This is a genomic window from Streptomyces sp. NBC_00162 (assembly GCF_024611995.1).
In the GTDB taxonomy this organism is placed as follows: Bacteria; Actinomycetota; Actinomycetes; order Streptomycetales; family Streptomycetaceae; genus Streptomyces.
The window spans coordinates 3113170-3132992 of sequence record NZ_CP102509.1 but is presented as its reverse complement, the minus strand read 5'-3'; the positions used below and the strand labels follow the sequence as shown (position 1 = coordinate 3132992).

Below are 19823 nucleotides of genomic sequence, written 5' to 3'. Positions count from 1 at the left end.
ACCGTCGGCCGAGAGGGGTCCCCACCACGATGACGGCACCACTGCACGACACCAGCGCGGCCGAGCCCGCAGCCGTGGACGCCCCCGGAGTTCCCCAGAAGGCGATCGAGGGACGCTCGCCGTGGCAGATCGCCTGGCTGCGCCTCAAGCGTGACAAGGTCGCCCTGGCCGGCGGTGTCATCGTGCTCCTGCTGATCCTCGTCGCGATCTTCGCGCCGCTGATCGTCAAGGCCTTCGGCCACCCGCCGGAGGAGCTGCACGAGGACCTGCTGGACCCGCTGCTCGGCCTGCCGGCCGGCGACTGGGGCGGTATGAGCGGGGACTTCCTGCTGGGCGTAGAGCCGGTCAACGGACGCGACGTTTTCAGCCGGATCGTCTACGGCGCCCGGATCTCGCTGCTGGTCGCCTTCCTGTCCGCCTTCGTGGCGGTCTCGCTGGGCACCTTCTTCGGCATCATCGCGGGCTACTTCGGCGGCTGGATCGACGCGGCGATCAGCCGCGTGATGGACCTGCTGCTGGCCTTCCCGCAACTGCTCTTCATCATCGCGCTGATCTCCGTCATCCCCAGCAAGCTGTGGGGCTTCGAGGGATCGGGCCTGCGGATCGCCGTGCTGGTGCTGGTCATCGGCTTCTTCGGCTGGCCCTACATCGGCCGCATCGTGCGCGGGCAGACCCTGTCACTGCGCGAGCGCGAGTACGTCGAAGCCGCGCGCAGCCTCGGCGCGGGCCGCATGTACATCCTCTTCCGCGAACTGCTCCCGAACCTGGTGGCGCCCATCACCGTCTACTCGACGCTGATGATCCCCACCAACGTGCTGACCGAGGCCGCTCTGAGCTTCCTCGGGGTCGGCGTCAAGCCGCCCACGCCGTCCTGGGGAGAAACCCTCTCCACGGCCGTGCGGACCTACGAGGACGATCCGCTCTTCATGATCTTCCCCGGCGTAGCGATCTTCATCACCGTGCTGGCCTTCAACCTCTTCGGCGACGGCGTCCGTGACGCCCTCGACCCGAAGGGCTCCCGCTAGCCATCGCAGGGCACACCAGGAACCGGCTTCGAGCCGTACGTACACCGTAACTACAACGGAGGGTTGCGAGCATCGTGACTACCCATCGCACGTCGAAGCGCAGGCTTGCCGCTGGCACAGCCGTCGTGCTCGCGGTCATGCTGACCGCGACCGCCTGTGGCGGAGACGAGAAGCAGGACGACAAGGCGGCGTCCGCCGGCGGCTTCAACGCCGGCATCGGCAAGATCTCCAACGCGTCGGACAAGAAGGGCGGCGAGCTCAAGTTCGTCGGTACCCAGGAAGCCGACTCGTGGGACCCGCAGCGCGGTTACTACGGCTTCATGTGGGACTTCTCCCGCTACTACACCCGTCAGCTGGTCAGCTACAAGGCGGCCCCGGGCGAGCAGAGCACCGAGCTCGTCCCCGACCTGGCCACCGCCAAGGCCGAGATCAGCGACGGCGGCAAGACGTACAAGTACACCCTCAAGGACAACGTGACCTGGGAGGACGGCACTCCCATCACCGCCCAGGACATCAAGTACGGCATCGAGCGCACCTGGGCCCAGGACGTCATCTCCGGCGGCCCGGTCTACCTGATGCAGGTCCTCGACCCGAAGACCGAGTACCCGGGCCCGTACAAGGACACCGCCCCGGACAAGCTCGGCCTCAAGGCGATCGAGACCCCGGACGCGAAGACCATCGTCTTCAAGCTCCCGGCGGCCAACGGTGACTTCGAGCAGATGCTGGCCATGCCGGCGGCGAGCCCGGTCAAGCAGGACAAGGACACGGCGGCCAAGTACGGCCTGAAGCCCTTCTCGAGCGGCCCGTACAAGATCGACTCGTACGAGCCCAACAAGAGCATGAAGCTCTCGCGCAACGAGAACTGGAAGCCCGAGTCGGACACCATCCGCAAGGCGCTCCCGGACTCCGTCTCGGTCACGTTCATGGCGAACGCGGACGACATGGACAAGCGCCTGATGAACGGCGAGTTCGACCTGGACCTCAACGCGACCGGCATCGGCCAGGCAGCCCGTGCCACCGCGCTGAAGGACCACAAGGGCAACCTGGACAACGGCCAGACCGGCTTCATCCGGTACGCCGTGTTCCCGCAGACCGTCGCGCCGCTCGACAACATCGAGTGCCGCAAGGCCATCATCTACGCGGCCGACAAGAAGTCCCTGCAGACCGCCCGCGGCGGCCCGCAGGCCGGTGGCGACATCGCCCCCAACATGCTCCCGCTGGGCATCAAGGGCTCCGACGGCAAGTACGACCCGTTCGAGGTCCTGAAGAACGAGGGCAAGCCGAACGTCGAGAAGGCCAAGGAGGCCCTCAAGGCCTGCGGCAAGCCGGAAGGCTTCAAGACCACCATCGCGGTCCGCAACAACAAGCCGGTCGAGGTCGCCACGGCCGTCTCCCTGCAGAACGCCCTGAAGCAGGTCGGCATCGAGGCCGACGTCGACCAGTTCGACGGCGCCCAGACCTCCGGCATCATCGGTTCGCCGAAGGTCGTCAAGGAGAAGGGCTACGGCATCATCATCATGGGCTGGGGCGCCGACTTCCCGACCGGGCAGGGCTTCTCCCAGCCGCTGGTCGACGGCCGCTTCATCCTGCAGAGCGGCAACAACAACTTCTCCGAGCTGAACGACCCGGCGATCAACAAGCTGTTCGACGAGGCCATCGCGGAGACCGACCCGGCCAAGGCCGGCGACATCTACAAGCAGATGAACCAGAAGGTCTCCGAGGCCGCGGTCTACCTGCCCTTCGTGTACGACAAGACGATCACCTGGCGCAGCTCCCGGCTGACGAACGCCTACACCTCCGACGCCTACAACGGCCGGTACGACTACGCGTCGCTCGGCGTCACGAAGTAACGGTTCGCCAGTCAGTCGCAGTAGCTAGTCCCCGTTTCAGTTCCAGTGTTCCAGTGCCACACCCGCTAGGCACGAAGGGCAGGTGATGGCCGCGGTTTCGGCTTGGGGGCGCTCTCCAGAAGGGGGCGCCCCCGGGCCGCAGCCAGGCCGAGCGCAGTGCTTGCATATCTCATCCGACGGATCTTCGCCGTCATCGTCATGCTGTTGGTCATCTCGCTGGTGACCTTCGGAATCTTCTTCCTCTTCCCGAAGCTGATCGGGACGGATCCGGCGCTGTACTTCGTCGGGAAGCAGTCCGACCCCGCCGCCATCGAGGGCATCCGGCAGAAGATGGGTCTCGACGACCCGATCCTCGTCCAGTTCGGCAAGTTCGTCGTCGGGCTGGTGGCGGGTCGTACGTACGCCAACGGCTCCGACGTCACGCAATGCGCCGCGCCCTGCTTCGGCTACTCCTTCAAGACCGAGCAGGAGGTGTGGCCGCTGCTGCTGGACTGGCTGCCGGTCACCCTGTCGCTCGCCGCCGGCGCCGTCGTGCTCTGGGTCATCGGCGGTGTCGCCACCGGCGTCATCTCCGCCCTCAAGCGCGGTACGGTCCTGGACCGTTCGGCGATGGGTGTCGCCCTCGCCGGCGTCTCCCTCCCGATCTACTTCACGGGCATGCTCTTCATCGCCTTCTTCTCCGACCAGCTCGGCTGGTTCGGGCGCCCCGAGGCGACGTTCGCCGACGATCCGGGCAAGTGGTTCAACGGCATGATCCTGCCGTGGGTCTCGCTCGCCTTCCTCTACGCGGCGATGTACGCGCGGCTCACCCGCGCGACCATGCTCGAAGTCCTCAACGAGGACTACATCCGCACCGCCCGCGCCAAGGGCCTGACGGAACCCGTCGTCATCGGCAAGCACGCCATGCGCTCCACGATGACACCGATCCTGACCGTCCTCGGCCTGGACCTCGGCGCCCTGATGGGCGGCGCGGTGCTGACCGAGTCCACCTTCTCGCTGCACGGCCTCGGCTACAGCGCGGTCCGCGCCATCAGCGACCACGACCTGCCGGTCATCCTGGGCATCACCCTGATCTCCGCCTTCTTCGTCGTCGCCGCGAACCTCATCGTTGACCTCATGTACGCGGTGATCGACCCCCGAGTGAGGCTGTCATGACCGATCTCACCAAGACCGGAGCTCTGAACGAGCCGGTCGCCGGTACGCGGCCCTCCACCGCCTTCCTCGAGGTCCGCGACCTCAAGGTGCACTTCCCGACCGAGGACGGACTGGTCAAGTCGGTCGACGGACTCTCCTTCACGCTGGAGAAGGGCAAGACCCTCGGCATCGTGGGCGAGTCCGGCTCCGGCAAGTCGGTCACCTCGCTCGGCATCATGGGCCTGCACCGCGTGGGCCAGTACGGCCGCCAGCGGGCCAGGATCTCCGGCGAGATCTGGCTGAACGGCAAGGAGCTGCTCTCCGCCGACGAGGACGAGGTGCGCAAGCTGCGCGGCCGGGAGATCGCGATGATCTTCCAGGACCCGCTGTCGGCGATGCACCCCTACTTCACCATCGGCAAGCAGATCGCCGAGGCCTACCGGGTCCACAACAAGGTCGACAAGAAGGTCGCGCGCACGCGGGCCATCGAGCTCCTCGACCGCGTGGGCATCCCCGAGCCGCACAAGCGGGTCGACAGCTACGCGCACGAGTTCTCCGGCGGCATGCGCCAGCGCGCCATGATCGCGATGGCACTGGTCAACAACCCCGAGCTGCTCATCGCGGACGAGCCGACGACCGCCCTGGACGTCACCGTCCAGGCGCAGATCCTCGACCTCATCCGGGACCTCCAGCAGGAGTTCGGCTCGGCGGTCATCATGATCACGCACGACCTCGGCGTGGTCGCCGAGATGGCCGACGAACTCCTCGTGATGTACGGCGGCCGGTGCGTCGAGCGGGGCACGGCGGAGAAGGTCTTCTACGAACCCCGGCACCCGTACACCTGGGGCCTGCTGGGCTCGATGCCGCGCATCGACCGCGAACAGACCGAGCGCCTCATCCCGGTCAAGGGTTCGCCGCCCAGCCTCATCAACATCCCGAGCGGCTGTGCCTTCAACCCGCGCTGCCCGTACGCCGACGTACCCAAGGGCAACGTGACCCGCACGGTGCGGCCGGAGCTGGTCGAGGAGGACGGCACCCGCCACTGGTCCGCCTGCCACATGTCGGCCGAGGAGCGGACCCGGATCTGGACCGAAGAGATTGCGCCGAAGCTGTGACCGACATCAAGAAGACGGATCCGGCCGTCATTCCCGCGCAGGCCACGGGCTCTCCCGACGCCCCTGAGCTGCTGCTCAAGGTCTCCGGTCTGACGAAGCACTTCCCCATCACCAAGGGGCTGCTGCGGCGGCAGGCGGGCGCGGTCAAGGCCGTCGACGGCATCGACTTCGACGTCCGGCGCGGTGAGACCCTGGGCATCGTCGGCGAGTCCGGCTGCGGCAAGTCGACCATGGGCCGGCTGATCACGCGGCTGCTCGAACCAACCGGCGGCACCGTTGAGTTCGAGGGCAAGGACATCACGCACCTCGGCGTCGCCGGGATGCGGCCGATGCGCCGCGACATCCAGATGATCTTCCAGGACCCGTACGGTTCGCTGAACCCCCGGCACACGGTGGGCACCATCGTCAGCGCGCCGTTCAAGCTCCAGGGGGTCACTCCGGAGGGCGGGCTCAAGGCGGAGGTGCAGCGGCTGCTGTCGCTGGTGGGCCTCAACCCCGAGCACTACAACCGCTACCCGCACGAGTTCTCGGGCGGTCAGCGGCAGCGCATCGGCATCGCGCGGGCGCTGGCGCTGAAGCCGAAGCTGGTGGTCGCGGACGAGCCCGTCTCGGCGCTGGACGTGTCGATCCAGGCCCAGGTGGTCAACCTGCTGGACGACCTCCAGGAGGAGCTCGGCCTCACGTACGTGATCATCGCGCACGACCTGTCGGTCATCCGGCACGTCTCGGACCGCATCGCGGTGATGTACCTCGGCAAGATCGTCGAGCTGGCGGACAACAAGTCGCTGTACGGGGCGCCGATGCACCCGTACACCACGGCGCTGATGTCGGCCGTGCCGGTGCCGGACCCGCGGCGGCGCGGCGTCAAGAGCGGCCGCATCCTGCTCAAGGGCGACGTGCCGTCGCCGATCTCGCCGCCGAGCGGCTGCCGCTTCCACACGCGGTGCTGGAAGGCCACGCAGATCTGCACGACGCAGGAGCCGCCGCTGCTGGCCCTGAAGACCGGCCACCAGGTGGCCTGCCACCACCCCGAGAACGCCCCTGACCAGGCACCGGGCGACCAGCCCCTGCCGGGCGCGGCGGACGCGGTGGTCACGGTTTCGGAGTAGCGGACGAAACCGAGGGCGGGGCTGGATCCTTCCAGCCCCGCCTGGGGTCCCCCCCCGGACGGAGTCTGGGGGAGTTTGCGGGGGGCGGAGCCGTACGTCCTGGACCCGGCGGCCCGAGCCCCGGCACGGGGCGGGCACGCCACAGGCGACAATGAGCCGGTGCTCCACGATCTCTTCCCGCCCGGGGTCCAGCATGCCTTGGACCTCGCCGGCATCTTCGTCTTCGCCACGGCGGGCTCCCTGCTCGCCGTCCGCAAGAACTTCGACGTCTTCGGCATCGCCGTCCTCGCCCTGGTCACCGCCCTCGGCGGCGGCCTCTTCCGCGACCTCGTCATCGGCGCCGTCCCCCCGGCCGCCTTCGGTGAGCTCAGCTTCTTCGTCACCCCGCTGGTCGCCGCCGCGCTCGTCTTCTTCCTGCACCCCGAGGTCCAGCGGATCAACCGGGCCATCAACGTCTTCGACGCCGCCGGCCTCGCGCTGTTCTGCGTGACGGGCACGACCAAGGCCTACGAGTACGGCCTCGGCCTCACCGCGTCCGCCGCGCTGGGCCTCGCCACGGCCGTCGGCGGTGGCGTACTGCGCGACGTACTCGCCAATGAGGTGCCCTCGCTGCTGCGCGACCGCGAGATGTATGCCGTGCCCGCCACGGTCGGCGCCGCGATGGTCGCCGTCTTCATCGCCCTGGACTCCCTCAACGCCTTCACCACCGGCCTCGCGATCGTCACCACGTTCGTCATGCGCCTGCTCGCGATGCGCTACCACTGGCGGGCACCCCTGGCCTGGAACCGCCGCTCGTCGGTGGCCGAAGAGCCGTAACAAAAGAAAGCTACCGCTTAGTAGCAACCGGGTGTACCGTCGGTTTCATGTCACACGCAGCTGCCCAGGCAACCATCGGCGACAGCGAGTTCGACCGCGACACCACCATCACCGCGCGCGCGGACGAGCCCGGGGTGTACGACGCGGAGCTCTCCTCCGGATGGACGATCATCAGCGCCGTCAATGGCGGATACCTGCTGGCCCTGGTCGGCCGGGCCCTGTCGGCGGCCCTGCCGCACCCGGACCCCTTCACCGTCTCCGCGCACTACCTGACCTCCTCCGTGCCCGGCCCCGCCGTGATCCGCACGCAGGTGGTACGGATGGGCCGCACCCTCTCCACGGGCCAGGCCTCGCTGTTCCAGTACGACGAGAGCGGCGCCGAGATCGAGCGCATCCGCGTCCTCGCCTCCTACGGCGACCTCTCCGCCCTGCCCGACGACGTACGGACCGCGGCGCTGCCGCCCGTCATGCCGTCCTACGAGGACTGCATCGGCCCCGAGGCCGGCCCGGCCCCGATCCCCGGGAGTTCCGCGATCGTGGACCGGCTCCGGCTGCGGCTGGACCCCGCGACCGCGGGCTGGGCCCTCGGCGCGCCCTCGGGCAAGGGCGAGATGCGGGCCTGGTTCGAGCTGGCCGACGGCCGCGACGCCGACCCGCTGTCCATGCTCCTGGCGGTGGACGCACTGCCGCCGACCTCCTTCGACCTCGGCCTGATCGGCTGGACCCCGACCGTGGAGCTCACCACCCACATCCGGCGCCGCCCGGCCCCGGGCCCGCTCCGGGTCGCCATCACCACCCGCAACCTGGCCGGCGGCTTCCTCGAGGAGGACGCCGAGGTATGGGACTCGGCCGACCACCTGGTCGCCCAGTCCCGCCAGCTCGCCCGCGCACCTCGCACCTGACGGGCGGGGCAAGGGCGGCCCCGGCGGACTCGTAGAATCGGGGGATCATGGCCTACCTCGACCACGCTGCCACCACCCCGATGCTGCCGGAGGCCGCTGCGGCGATGACCGCGCAGTTCGCCGCCACGGGGAACGCGTCCTCCCTGCACGCCGCCGGCCGCCGGGCGCGCCGAACCGTCGAGGAGGCCCGCGAGGCCCTCGCCGACGCGATCGGCGCCCGCCCGAGCGAGGTGGTCTTCACCGCCGGCGGCACGGAGGCCGACAACCTCGCCGTCAAGGGCCTCTACTGGGCCCGCCGGGACGCCGACCCCGCCAGGACCCGGGTCCTGGCCAGCCCCGTCGAGCACCACGCCGTGCTCGACGCGGTCCACTGGCTCGCCGAGCACGAGGGCGCGCAGGTCGAGTACCTGCCCGTCGACCGCTACGGGCGGGTGCACACGGACGCCTTCCGGGAGGCGGTGGAGCGCAACCCCGACGACGTGGCCCTGGCCACCGTGATGTGGGCCAACAACGAGATCGGCACCGTCATGCCGGTCCGCGAACTGGCCGCCGTCGCCCGCGAACACGGCATCCCGCTGCACTCCGACGCCGTCCAGGCCTTCGGGCAGCTCGACGTCTCCTTCGGCGACAGCGGCCTCGCCGCCATGACCGTCAGCGGTCACAAGGTCGGCGGCCCGTACGGCATCGGAGCCCTGCTGCTGGGCCGCGACCAGAGCCCCGTCCCCGTACTGCACGGCGGCGGCCAGGAGCGGCACGTCCGCTCCGGCACCCTCGACGTGCCGGCCATCGCGGCGTTCGCCGTGGCCGCCGTCCTCGCCGCCGAGCGGCGCGAACGGTTCGTCACCGAGATCGGCGGCCTGCGCGACGAGCTGATCGCCGCCGTCCGCGGGGCCGTTCCGGACGCCGTCCTCGGCGGAGACCCCGACGACCGGCTCCCGGCCAACGCCCACTTCAGCTTCCCCGGCTGCGAGGGCGACTCCCTCCTGCTGCTGCTCGACGCACAGGGCATCGAGTGCTCCACGGGCTCCGCCTGCACCGCCGGCGTGGCTCAGCCGAGCCACGTCCTGCTGGCCACCGGCACCGACCCCCAGCTGGCCCGCGGCACCCTGCGCTTCTCCCTGGGCCACACCTCCACCAAGGACGACGTCGCCGCCCTGGCGGCGGCCATCGGCCCGGCCGTGGAACGGGCCCGCACGGCGGGCCTCAGCTAGGCCCTGTCCGGGCCTGGTTCGACTGGGCGGACTGGCCAGGCTGGTTCGACAGGGCCTCGCCGACCATGCGTATGTACCGGTCCCAGTCCCAGTGGCGGCCCGGGTCCGTGTGGTCGGCGCCCGGAACCTCGGAGTGGCCGACTATGTGCTTGCGGTCCGCCGGAATGCCGTATCTGCGGCAGACGTCGGCCGCCAGCCGGGCCGAGGCCGCGTACATCGCGTCCGTGAAGTCCTGCGGCCGGTCGACGAAGCCCACGTGCTCGATGCCGACGCTGCGCTCGTTCATCGAGCGGTTCCCCGCGTGGAACGCCACATCCAGCTCGCGCACCATCTGCTCTATGTGGCCGTCCCCGCGCACGATGTAGTGGGCCGAGGCCTTGTGCCAGGGGTTCTTGAACGCGTCCACGGAGGATTCGAAGCCGCCCTGTGTGACATGGACGACGATCCGGTCCACCCGGTAGTCGTCGGGCCGGTCCGCCAGCCGCCAGTTCGCGGGCGAAGCCGCCGTCCAGCTCGCGCCGGCGTGGTCCAGCTCGCCCTCCTTGCGCGGCTTGCTCACCCCGGGCACCAGCCACCACGCGCGCCCGATCTCCTGACGCCCGGCGAATGCCGCGACCGTGAAGATCCCGAGCCCGCCGAAGAGCACCGCCCTGCGGGTCCTGCCCGGAGACTTCTTCCCCTGCTTCACCATGTGATCCACCCCCCACAGCCGATAACGCGCAGTGACCCCGCGCGGTTCCCCGTACTCTGGACGGTGCTATGACTGAGAACCTGCCGCGCACCGCCCGCCCACTCCGCGTCCTGGCCGCCATGTCAGGCGGCGTGGACTCCGCCGTCGCCGCCGCCCGCGCCGTGGAAGCCGGGCACGACGTGACCGGCGTCCACCTCGCGCTCTCCGCGAACCCGCAGTCCTTCCGGACCGGCGCCCGCGGCTGCTGCACCATCGAGGACTCCCGCGACGCCCGCCGCGCCGCGGACGTCATCGGCATCCCCTTCTACGTCTGGGACCTCGCCGAGCGCTTCCGCGAGGACGTGGTCGAGGACTTCATCTCCGAGTACGAGGCCGGGCGCACCCCGAACCCGTGCCTGCGCTGCAACGAGAAGATCAAGTTCGCGGCGCTGCTCGACAAGGCCCTCGCCCTCGGCTTCGACGCCGTCTGCACCGGTCACTACGCCACCGTCGTCCTGAACGAGGACGGCTCCCGCGAGCTGCACCGGGCCTCCGACATGGCCAAGGACCAGTCGTACGTCCTCGGCGTCCTCGACGAGAAGCAGCTCGCCCACGCGCTCTTCCCGCTCGGCGACACCCTCACCACCAAGGAAGAGATCCGCGCCGAGGCCGAGGAGCGCGGTCTGGCCGTGGCCAAGAAGCCCGACAGCCACGACATCTGCTTCATCGCCGACGGCGACACCCAGGGCTTCCTCGCGAACCGACTCGGCAAGGCCGAGGGCGACATCGTCGACGAGGCGACCGGCGAGAAGGTCGGCACCCACGAGGGCGCCTTCGGGTTCACCATCGGCCAGCGCAAGGGCCTGCGCATCGGCCACCCCGCCGCCGACGGCAAGCCGCGCTACGTCCTCGACATCTCGCCCGTGAACAACACCGTCACCGTCGGCCCCGTCGAGGCCCTCGACGTCACCGCCCTGACCGCGATCCGCCCCCGCTGGTGCGGATCCACGGCCGCCGCCCCGGGCACCTACACCGCCCAGCTGCGCGCCCACGGCGGCGAGACCGAGGTCTTCGCCGAGCTCGTGGACGGCGAGCTGCGCGTCTCCTTCACCGAGCCGGTCCGCGGCGTGGCCCCCGGCCAGGCGATCGTGCTCTACGACGGCACGCGCGTGGTCGGCTCCGCCACCATCGCGACGACCACCCGGGCCACGGCCGGCGCCGCCGCCTCCGCTTAGGCGACCGTCAGGACGATCTTGCCGGTGGTGCGGCCCTGCTCGCCGATCTCGTGGGCCTTCGCGGCCTGCTCCAGCGGCAGGACCGTGTCGACCAGGGGCTTCAGCAGGCCCTGGTCGGCCAGGGCCGCGATCTCCCGCAGGCCGGCGAGGTCCGGCTCCACCAGGACCCAGGCGGCGTGCACGCCCGCCGTGTCGGCCGGGATGCCGTCCGGGCCCGGCAGGGTCACCAGGTGTCCGCCCGGCTTGATCACCTTCAGCGAGCGCTGCGTGTAGTCCCCGCCGATCGCGTCGATCACCACGTCCACGTCGGCGACCGCCTCCTCGAAGGCCGTGGTGCGGTAGTCGATCACCTCGTCCGCGCCGAGGTCGCGCAGCAGCGCGTGCTTGCCCGCACTCGCGGTGCCGATCACGTACGCACCGCGGGCCTTGGCGATCTGCACGGCCAGGTGGCCGACCCCGCCGGCCGCCGCGTGCACCAGCACCCGCTGCCCGGCCGACACCCCGGCGGTGTCCACCAGCGCCTGCCAGGCGGTCAGGGCCGCCAGCGGCAGCGCCGCCGCCTGTACGTGGTCGAGCGAGGCGGGCTTGGGGGCGAAGTGCCGCGCGGGGGCCGTCACGTACTCGGCGTACCCGCCGGCCTGCTGCGGGAAGCGGGGCATCCCGTAGACCTCGTCGCCCGCCCGGTACAGGGTCACGCCCGGTCCGACGGCCTCGACGGTGCCCGACACGTCCCAGCCGACCATCGGGACCGGCCCCCAGGGGATCAGGGCGCCGCTCTCGCGGGTCTTCCAGTCCACCGGGTTCACGCCGGCCGCGTGGACCCGTACCAGGATCTCGCCCAGGCCCGGCTCCGGGCGGTCCAGCTCGGTCTCGGTCAGTACCTCGGGTCCGCCCCACTGGCTGACGACGATGGCGCGCATGTGTTTCTCCTCAGTTGCGTTTCGTGCTGCTGTGGAACCAGCTTCGGCTCCGGAGCGAGGCCGTGGTATTGGCCGTCCGGCCACCATGTGACAGAATCTGGCCATGCACCGCATTGCCGTACTCGCCCTCGAAGGCGTCCCCCCGTTCGAGCTCGGGATCCCCTCCCGGGTCTTCGGCAACGCCCTGGACGAGGCCGGGAACCCGCTCTACGAGCTGACCGTCTGCACCGCCGACGGGCAGCCCGTGACCAGTGACGCGGGCTTCACCGTCGGCGTCGCGGCGGGCCCCGAAGCCCTCGCCGCGGCCGACACCGTGATCATCACGCCCACGCACTCCATGGACGAGCTCGCGCACGGCGCGCCCCTGCCGCAGGCCCTGGTCGACGCCCTCGCCGCGATCAGGCCCGGCACCCGGCTGGTCTCCCTGTGCACCGGCTCGTACGTCCTCGCCGCCGCCGGGCTGCTCGACGGCCGGGTCGCCACCACGCACTGGCTGCACGCACCCGAGTTCCAGCGCGGCTTCCCGCGCGTCCGGCTCGACGAGGAGGTGCTCTTCGTCGACGACGGAGACATCCTCACCTCGGCGGGCGTGGCCGCCGGCGTCGACCTCTGCCTCTACATGATCCGCCAGGACCACGGCACGGCCGTGGCCAACCGCGCGGCCCGGCTGTGCGTCGTACCGCCGTGGCGCGACGGCGGCCAGGCTCAGTACATCGACCGGCCGGTCCCCGAACCCACCGTGGCCACGACCACCGCCACCCGCGCCTGGGCCCTGGAACGCCTCGCCGAACCGATCGCGCTGGCCGAGCTCGCCGGCCACGCCCGGATGAGCCTGCGCACCTTCACCCGGCGCTTCCGCGACGAGGTCGGCATGACCCCGGTGCAGTGGCTCACCACCCAACGCCTCGAGATCGCCCGCCACTTGCTGGAGTCCAGTGACCTGCCGGTCGACCTGGTCGCCCACCGGGCCGGCTTCGGCTCGGCGAACTCCCTGCGCCAGCACATGCGTTCCGCCCTCGGCATCTCCCCGATCGCCTACCGGCGCACCTTCCAGCCCGCGCCAGCATGACCCCGGAGGCAAGCGAAACCGCGGCCGCGCCCTGACGGACCTGGCTCGGCCACCCGGCGACGGCCACGGCGGCACCGGCCGTGATCGCTCCTAGCGTGATCAAGACGGCGTACCGCGCGGCTCCCGGGGCCTGGCGGGGTGCGAGCATGGGCGGTATGGCTACTCACCTGATCACCGGTGCCGGGTCCGGCATCGGCGCCGCCGTCGCGGCCCGGCTGCACGCCCGCGGCGACGACCTCGTCCTCCTCGCCCGCGACGCCGGACGCGGCAAGGAGCTCATCGCGCGGTACCCCGGTGCGCGGGCCCTCGTCGGCGACCTCGCCGACCCCGACCGGCTCTCGTGGGCCTTCTCCAAGCAGGCCATCCCCGAGCGGATCGACTCCCTGCTGCACATCGCGGGGATCGTGGACCTCGGACCGGTGGGGGAGCTGCGCCCCAAGACCTGGCACCAGCAGCTCAACGTGAACCTGATCGCCCCCGCCGAGGTCACCCGGCTGCTGCTGCCCACCCTGCGCGCCTCGCACGCCGACGTCCTCTTCGTGAACTCCGGCGCCGGACTCCACGCCCACGCCGACTGGAGCGCCTACGCCGCCTCCAAGCACGGTCTCAAGGCCCTCGCCGACTCCCTGCGGGAAGAGGAGAAGGCCAACGGCATCCGCGTCACCTCCGTGTACCCGGGGCGTACCGCCAGCCCCATGCAGGCCAAGGTGCACTCCCAGGAGGGCAAGGAGTACGACGCCGCCGCCTGGATCGACCCCGAGTCCGTGGCGACCACCATCGTCATGGCCATCGACCTGCCGCGCGACGCCGAGGTCAACGACCTGAGCATCAGGCCGGGCCGATGAGCGCGAGCGCCACCGGCATCGGTTCGCTGCCCGGCGGGGACGCCCGCGAGGCCGCCAAGACCGTGACGGGCTCCTTCGAGGAGTTCCCGTACCTCGCCGAGCTGCCCGCCCGGGGCCCCGGCGCCGACATGATCGGCCGTTCCCTCGGGCTGCTGGTCGACATGTACGCGCACGTCGAGCCCAGCGGCTGGCGGATCAGCGACCGCCCCGGACGGGACTCGAAGCGCGCCCGGTCCTGGCTCGGGGAGGACCTCGACGCCCTGGAGGAGTTCACCCAGGGGTACACCGGGAAGCTCAAGATCCAGGCCGTCGGGCCGTGGACGCTGGCCGCCGCCCTGGAACTGCACGGCGGCGAGGCCATGCTCCAGGACGCCGGCGCCTGCCGGGACCTGGCCGGATCCCTCGCCGAGGGCCTGCGCGAGCACCTGGCCGACGTACGCAAGCGGATCCCCGGCGCCGACGTCGTGCTGCAGTTCGACGAGCCGTCGCTCACAGCCGTCCTGCTCGGCCGGGTCCGCTCCGCGAGCGGCTACCGCACCTACCGGGCCGTCGACCGGCAGGTGGTCGAGGGCACCCTGCGGGACCTGTTCGCCGTCCATGACGGGGAGGTCATCGTCCACTCCTGCGCGCCCGAGGTCCCCTTCGGACTGCTGCGGCGAGCCGGCGCCACGGGCGTGTCGTTCGATTTCTCGTTGCTCACCGAGCGCGAGGACGACACCATCGGGGAGGCCGTCGAAGGCGGTACGAAACTCTTCGCCGGAGTGGTGCCGGGCACCGACGGCCCGTTGTCGGACCCTGCCGGTAGCGTCATGGGTGTCAGGAAGCTTTGGCGCAGGCTGGGACTGGCCCCGGGGACTCTGGCGGAGTCCGTCGTGGTCACCCCGTCGTGCGGTCTGGCGGGTGCTTCACCCGCCTACGCCCGCGCGGTGCAGGCGCATTGCGTCAGGGCGGCGAGGTCGCTCGCCGACAACCCTGAGTGACGGTCGAGACGGGCCACGGGAGGACACGGCATGGCAGCCGAACAGCAGGACACGGCAGTACCGGCGGCGGTGCGTGAGCAGCACGCGCTGCTGGCCGAGCAGGTCGAGGAGCACCGCTTCCGGTACTACGTGAACGACCAGCCGGTCGTCAGCGACGCCGAGTTCGACAAGCTGCTGCGCTCGCTGGAGGCCCTGGAGGAGCAGTACCCGGAGCTGCGCACGCCCGACTCGCCCACCCAGAAGGTGGCCGGGGCGTACGAGACGGACTTCGCCTCCGTCGAGCACCGGGAGCGCATGCTCTCCCTCGACAACGCCTTCGACGACGAGGAACTGGCCGCCTGGGCCGAGCGGGTGGCCCGGGACGTGAACACCTCGGACTACCACTACCTGTGCGAGCTGAAGGTGGACGGCCTCGCCGTCAACCTCACCTACGAGAACGGCCGGCTGACCCGGGCCGCCACCCGCGGCGACGGCCGCACCGGCGAGGACATCACGCCCAACGTCCGCACCATCGCCGAGATCCCGGACCGGCTGGAGGGCGACCGGATCCCGGCCCTCGTCGAGATCCGCGGCGAGGTGTACTTCCCGATGGAGAAGTTCGAGGAGCTCAACGCCCGGCTGGTGGAGGCGGAGGGCAAGCCCTTCGCCAACCCGCGCAATGCGGCGGCCGGTTCGCTGCGCCAGAAGGACCCGAAGGTCACCGCGAGCCGCCCGCTCCACATGGTCGTGCACGGGATCGGCGCCCGCGAGGGCTTCGCGATCGAGCGCCAGTCGCAGGCCTACGAGCTGCTGCGCGAGTGGGGTCTGCCGACCGCCCGGCACAACAGGGTCGTCTCCTCGCTCGCCGAGGTCCGGCAGTTCATCGCGAACTTCGGCGAGAACCGGCACTCCGTGGAGCACGAGATCGACGGCGTGGTCGTCAAGCTCGACGAGATCGCGCTCCAGGGCCGGCTCGGGTCCACGGCGCGTGCCCCGCGCTGGGCGATCGCCTGGAAGTACGCTCCCGAAGAGGTCAACACCAAGCTGATCGACATCAAGGTCGGCGTCGGCCGCACCGGCCGCGTGACCCCGTACGCGCAGGTGGAGCCGGTGACGGTGGCCGGCTCGGAGGTCGAGTTCGCGACCCTGCACAACCAGGAGGTCGTCAAGGCCAAGGGCGTGCTCATCGGGGACACCGTCGTGCTGCGCAAGGCGGGCGACGTCATCCCCGAGATCCTCGGGCCGGTGGTGGACCTGCGGGACGGCAGCGAGCGGGAGTTCGTGATGCCGGCCGAGTGCCCCGCGTGCGGGACGGAGCTGCGGCCGATGAAGGAGGGGGACATCGACGTCCGGTGCCCCAACGCGCAGACCTGCCCCGCCCAGCTGCGCGAGCGGCTCTTCTACCTGGCCGGCCGGCAGTCCCTCGACATCGAGAACTTCGGCATGGTGGCGGCGGCCGCGCTGACCGCCCCCCTGGAGCCCGCCCGGCCGCCGCTGCTGGACGAGGGCGACCTCTTCGGCCTGACCATCGAGGACCTGCTGCCCATCAAGGCGTACGTCCTGGACCCGGACAGCGGGCTGCCCAAGCGGGACCCGAAGACGGGCGAGGAGAAGATCGTCACGGTCTTCGCCAACCAGAAGGGCGAGCCGAAGAAGAATGCCCTGGCGATGCTGGAGAACATCGCGGCCGCCAAGGACCGTCCGCTCGCCCGCATCATCAACGGACTGTCGATCCGTCATGTCGGCCCGGTCGCCGCGGAGGCCCTCGCCCGCGAGTTCCGGTCGATCGAGCGCATCGAACAGGCCACGGAGGAGGAGCTGACGGCCACCGACGGGGTCGGCGCTATCATCGCGGCCTCCCTCAAGGAGTGGTTCGCCGTCGACTGGCACCAGGAGATCCTGCGCAAGTGGCGGGAGGCCGGGGTCCGGACGGAGGAGGAAGGTTCCGCCGAGGAGCAGGGGCCGCGCCCGCTCGAGGGGCTGACCGTCGTCGTCACCGGCACCTTGCAGAGCCACACCCGGGACGGAGCGAAGGAAGCCCTGCAGAGCCGCGGGGCCAAGGTCACCGGGTCGGTCTCGAAGAAGACCTCCTTCGTCGTGGTCGGCGACAACCCGGGCTCGAAGTACGACAAGGCCGTGCAGTTGAAGCTCGCCATCCTCGACGACGCCGGCTTCGAGGTACTGCTGGAGCAGGGCCCGGACGCGGCGCGGGAGGCGGCGCTTCCCGTGGACGGCGACGGCGACGGCGACGGCGACGGCGGAGCGGAGTAACGGCCGGAAGGCAATCGCCCGGACAGATCTCCAGGGGAGTAAAGAAGGTGAACGGATGCGTGGCGTGCGGCCGTACGGGCGGGCGCACGCCAGGCGCGGCAGACGGTGGTAAACGGCTGGTACAAGGCTGGTCGTAGGGCGGTGACCTGTCGGATCATCGGACGGGTGACCGGGGGGTCCTGGTCCAAACTCACCCGTTCGGCGGATACCGTACTGATGAGGGTGGCTGGGTCGCATTCGGGCAACCACCGCCGACCGCTGCCCCTGAGACCCTCCCGCGTCCTACTGTTGAGGGGTGCGCCCGTCGTGCACGGCAGCCGGATGCGATTCCAGCCGTGATGGCATGACATCGGGGCCATTGCGTGACATCGGCACAGCCGGCTGTGAGAGGGACGGGCATGAAACCCACCGAAAGCGCCGACCCGTCACCTGAGTTCGGCGGGGAACTCCCGTCCATGCGGGCGGGCCGGATGGGTGTTCTGGGGTCCAGGACACCGGAGACCCGGCCGCCCGGCACCGGTGCGAGCGGATCCGGGCGGCGCGGCGTGCTGTCCCTCGCCGTCGTGGGCCTGGCCGTCGTGGTGCTCGGGGCGGGGGTCGCCTCCGCGCTGAGCGACCGTCAGGCACTGTTCCCCGGTGGCGCGGTGGGCTGGGCGCTCGCCCTGCTCACCGGCATCATCGTCGGCCACCTCGTCGCACTGGGCCGCGACCGCTGGTGGGGCGGCACCGGTTCGGGCGCCGCGCTCACCCTCGGCGTGCTCCTCCTCTACGGCTGGGTGCCCGCGGGACTCGTCTCGCTCGCGGTGGTGTCCCTGGTCGGGGCCGCGCGCCGGCACCGCTGGCGGCAGGGTGTGCTGCACGGCTCCGTGGACATCCTCGGCATCGGCGCGGGAGCCCTCGTACTCGCGGCCTTCGGCGACGTGCCGTCAGTGGAGAGCCCCTGGAGGCCCACCAGCTGGGAGCTCGACGCGGTGCCCGAGGTCATCCTCGTGGCGGTCGCGTACCTGCTCGTCACCCGGGCCCTGCTGTGGATCGCGGTGACCCCGCGCGGCGGCGGCCTGCCCACCGTCGCCCGTACGGCCCTGCTCCGGCAGGCCTTAGTCGCGGTCGCGCTGCTCGGGATCGCCCCGCTGATCTGCGTCGTCGCGGTCACGCAGCCGGTCCTGCTGCCGCTGTTCGCCGTGCCGCTGATCGCACTGGACTCCACCCTGTGGATCGCCCGGGCCCGCGCCGAGGAACAGCTTCGGGACCCGCTGACCGGGCTGCCGAACCGGCAGTGGCTGCTGGAGCGGGCCTGGACCGCCCTGGACGAGGCTGAACGTTTGGGCACCCGGGCAGCTCTTGTGCTGATCGACCTGGACCGCTTCCGGGCCGTCAACGACACCCTCGGTCACCTCGCGGGCGACCGGCTGCTCCTCCAGATCGCCGACCGGCTGCGCCAGGCGCTGCCCGAGGACGCCGAGGCGGCCCGGCTCGGCGGTGACGAGTTCGCCGTCCTGCTGCCCGTGGCCGACTCCACCACCAGCGCCCAGCGGATCGCCCGCCACCTGGTCGCGGAGCTCAGCTCCCCGCTGGACCTGGACGGCCTCACGCTCGTCCTGGAGGCCAGCGCCGGCCTCGCCGTCTTCCCCGACCACGCGCTGGACGCCGAGGGGCTGCTGCGCCGCGCCGACGTGGCGATGTACCAGGCGAAGCGCGACCGCACGGGCGTGGAGGTGTACGAGTCCAAGCGGGACAGCAACACCCCCGACCGGCTCGGCCTCCTCGGCGACCTCCGCCGGGCCCTCGACGCGGGTGAAGTGGAACTCCACTACCAGCCGAAGGTCCGCTTCGACGGGCAGGTGGCCGGGCTCGAGGCCCTGGTGCGCTGGGTCCATCCGGAACGCGGGCGGGTGTCCCCGGACGAGTTCATCGCGATCGCCGAGACCTCCGGGCTGATGCCGCACCTGACGGAGTACGTCCTGGAGACGGCCCTCGCGCAGGTCGCGCGGTGGCGGGCCCAGGGCCTGAAGGTGCCGGTGGCCGTCAACGTCTCGCCGCGCGACGTCCACACCCCCGGCTTCGCGGGAGCGGTGGCCGCGCGGCTGGCCCGGCACGGGGTCCCGGCGAGCGGCCTCCAGCTGGAGATAACGGAACACGTGCTGCTCGAGGACCCGCAGCGGGCGGCGGACACCATGGCCGGGCTCACCGGCCACGGCGTGAAGATGTCCCTGGACGACTTCGGGACCGGGTACTCCTCACTGGTCCACCTGCGCCGGCTGCCGGTCAGCGAGCTGAAGATCGACCGGTCGTTCGTGGGCCGGCTTGCCGTGGATGCGCAGGACGCGGAGATCGTCCGCTGCACCGTCGATCTCGCCCACTCGCTGGGCCTGCTCGTGGTCGCCGAGGGCGTGGAGGACGACGAGACGTGGGAGCGGCTGCGGGACCTGGGCTGCGACGCGGTGCAGGGGTGGCTGGTCGCCGCCGCCATGCCGCCGCAGGAGGCCACCGCCTGGCTCCTCGCCCGGGGCGAGCGCGGCTGGCGCCGCCCGGCCGACATCTCGGCCGAGCTCGCGGCCGCCGAGGCCGACGCCGTCTGACCCCTGCGCCGCCGTTGCGGGGGCTCCGCCCCCGGACCCGCGGGTCCGGGCGGAGCCCGGGAGGCCCCGTGCAGCGGGCTCGGGCCCGGCCCCGTACCGGCACGACCGCAAAC

At 71.1% G+C, this 19823-nt stretch carries 16 protein-coding genes; 14 read left to right on the top strand and 2 right to left on the bottom strand.

Features of this window, described 5'->3' with window-relative positions; translation table 11 throughout:
- Positions 1-29: 29 nt before the first annotated feature.
- The 8 genes from JIW86_RS14335 to JIW86_RS14300 all read left to right on the top strand — a co-directional run bounded on the left by JIW86_RS14335 (position 30) and on the right by JIW86_RS14300 (position 9162).
- Positions 30-1025: an ABC transporter permease gene (locus JIW86_RS14335; RefSeq protein ID WP_257554057.1), complete on the top strand. Its 996-nt coding sequence runs from the start codon at positions 30-32 to the stop codon at positions 1023-1025.
- 74 nt (positions 1026-1099) lie between these two features.
- Positions 1100-2875: an ABC transporter substrate-binding protein gene (locus JIW86_RS14330; RefSeq protein ID WP_215140178.1), complete on the top strand. Its 1776-nt coding sequence runs from the start codon at positions 1100-1102 to the stop codon at positions 2873-2875.
- A gap of 156 nt (positions 2876-3031) precedes the next feature.
- Positions 3032-4030: an ABC transporter permease gene (locus JIW86_RS14325; RefSeq protein ID WP_215140177.1), complete on the top strand. Its 999-nt coding sequence runs from the start codon at positions 3032-3034 to the stop codon at positions 4028-4030.
- Positions 4027-5124 carry an ABC transporter ATP-binding protein gene (locus JIW86_RS14320; RefSeq protein WP_257554056.1) on the top strand — a complete coding sequence of 366 codons (1098 nt, stop codon included), beginning with the start codon at positions 4027-4029 and terminating at the stop codon, positions 5122-5124. The genes JIW86_RS14325 and JIW86_RS14320 overlap by 4 nt, the downstream gene beginning before the upstream one ends.
- A 5-nt stretch (positions 5125-5129) precedes the next feature.
- Positions 5130-6233 (top strand): ABC transporter ATP-binding protein, encoded by a 1104-nt coding sequence (locus tag JIW86_RS14315; RefSeq protein ID WP_416237680.1) that lies wholly within the window; start codon positions 5130-5132, stop codon positions 6231-6233.
- Positions 6234-6392: 159 nt separating this feature from the next.
- Positions 6393-7049: a trimeric intracellular cation channel family protein gene (locus tag JIW86_RS14310; protein WP_215140174.1), complete on the top strand. Its 657-nt coding sequence runs from the start codon at positions 6393-6395 to the stop codon at positions 7047-7049.
- Between the two features lie 47 nt (positions 7050-7096).
- The gene (locus JIW86_RS14305; protein ID WP_257554054.1) at positions 7097-7951 is read left to right on the top strand and encodes a thioesterase family protein; all 855 of its coding nucleotides are present in this window, start codon (positions 7097-7099) and stop codon (positions 7949-7951) included.
- 47 nt (positions 7952-7998) lie between these two features.
- Positions 7999-9162: a cysteine desulfurase family protein gene (locus JIW86_RS14300; protein ID WP_257554053.1), complete on the top strand. Its 1164-nt coding sequence runs from the start codon at positions 7999-8001 to the stop codon at positions 9160-9162.
- Here JIW86_RS14300 and JIW86_RS14295 read toward each other — a convergent pair.
- Complete coding sequence (locus JIW86_RS14295; RefSeq protein WP_257554052.1) at positions 9155-9853, bottom strand: N-acetylmuramoyl-L-alanine amidase; 699 nt, start codon at positions 9851-9853, stop codon at positions 9155-9157. The genes JIW86_RS14300 and JIW86_RS14295 overlap by 8 nt on opposite strands.
- A 68-nt stretch (positions 9854-9921) precedes the next feature.
- On the opposite strand from JIW86_RS14295, the gene mnmA reads away from it, so the two are divergent.
- Entirely contained in the window at positions 9922-11067 is a 1146-nt protein-coding gene (gene mnmA / locus JIW86_RS14290; RefSeq protein ID WP_257554051.1) for a tRNA 2-thiouridine(34) synthase MnmA, read from the top strand.
- On the opposite strand, the gene JIW86_RS14285 is transcribed toward mnmA, so the two are convergent.
- Positions 11064-11987, bottom strand: coding sequence for an NADP-dependent oxidoreductase (locus JIW86_RS14285; protein WP_257554050.1), 924 nt, complete (start codon positions 11985-11987; stop codon positions 11064-11066). The genes mnmA and JIW86_RS14285 overlap by 4 nt on opposite strands.
- Before the next feature lie 103 nt (positions 11988-12090).
- On the opposite strand from JIW86_RS14285, the gene JIW86_RS14280 reads away from it, so the two are divergent.
- The 5 genes from JIW86_RS14280 to JIW86_RS14260 all read left to right on the top strand — a co-directional run bounded on the left by JIW86_RS14280 (position 12091) and on the right by JIW86_RS14260 (position 19710).
- Entirely contained in the window at positions 12091-13056 is a 966-nt protein-coding gene (locus JIW86_RS14280) for a GlxA family transcriptional regulator (RefSeq protein ID WP_257554049.1), read from the top strand.
- Between the two features lie 155 nt (positions 13057-13211).
- Complete coding sequence (locus JIW86_RS14275; protein ID WP_257554048.1) at positions 13212-13901, top strand: SDR family oxidoreductase; 690 nt, start codon at positions 13212-13214, stop codon at positions 13899-13901.
- Positions 13898-14881, top strand: coding sequence for a methionine synthase (locus tag JIW86_RS14270; protein WP_257554047.1), 984 nt, complete (start codon positions 13898-13900; stop codon positions 14879-14881). The genes JIW86_RS14275 and JIW86_RS14270 overlap by 4 nt, the downstream gene beginning before the upstream one ends.
- A gap of 30 nt (positions 14882-14911) precedes the next feature.
- Positions 14912-17131: an NAD-dependent DNA ligase LigA gene (ligA, locus tag JIW86_RS14265; protein WP_257554046.1), complete on the top strand. Its 2220-nt coding sequence runs from the start codon at positions 14912-14914 to the stop codon at positions 17129-17131.
- A 470-nt stretch (positions 17132-17601) separates the two neighbouring features.
- Positions 17602-19710, top strand: a complete 2109-nt coding sequence (locus JIW86_RS14260) for a putative bifunctional diguanylate cyclase/phosphodiesterase (RefSeq protein ID WP_416237679.1) — start codon at positions 17602-17604, stop codon at positions 19708-19710.
- Positions 19711-19823 lie beyond the last annotated feature (113 nt).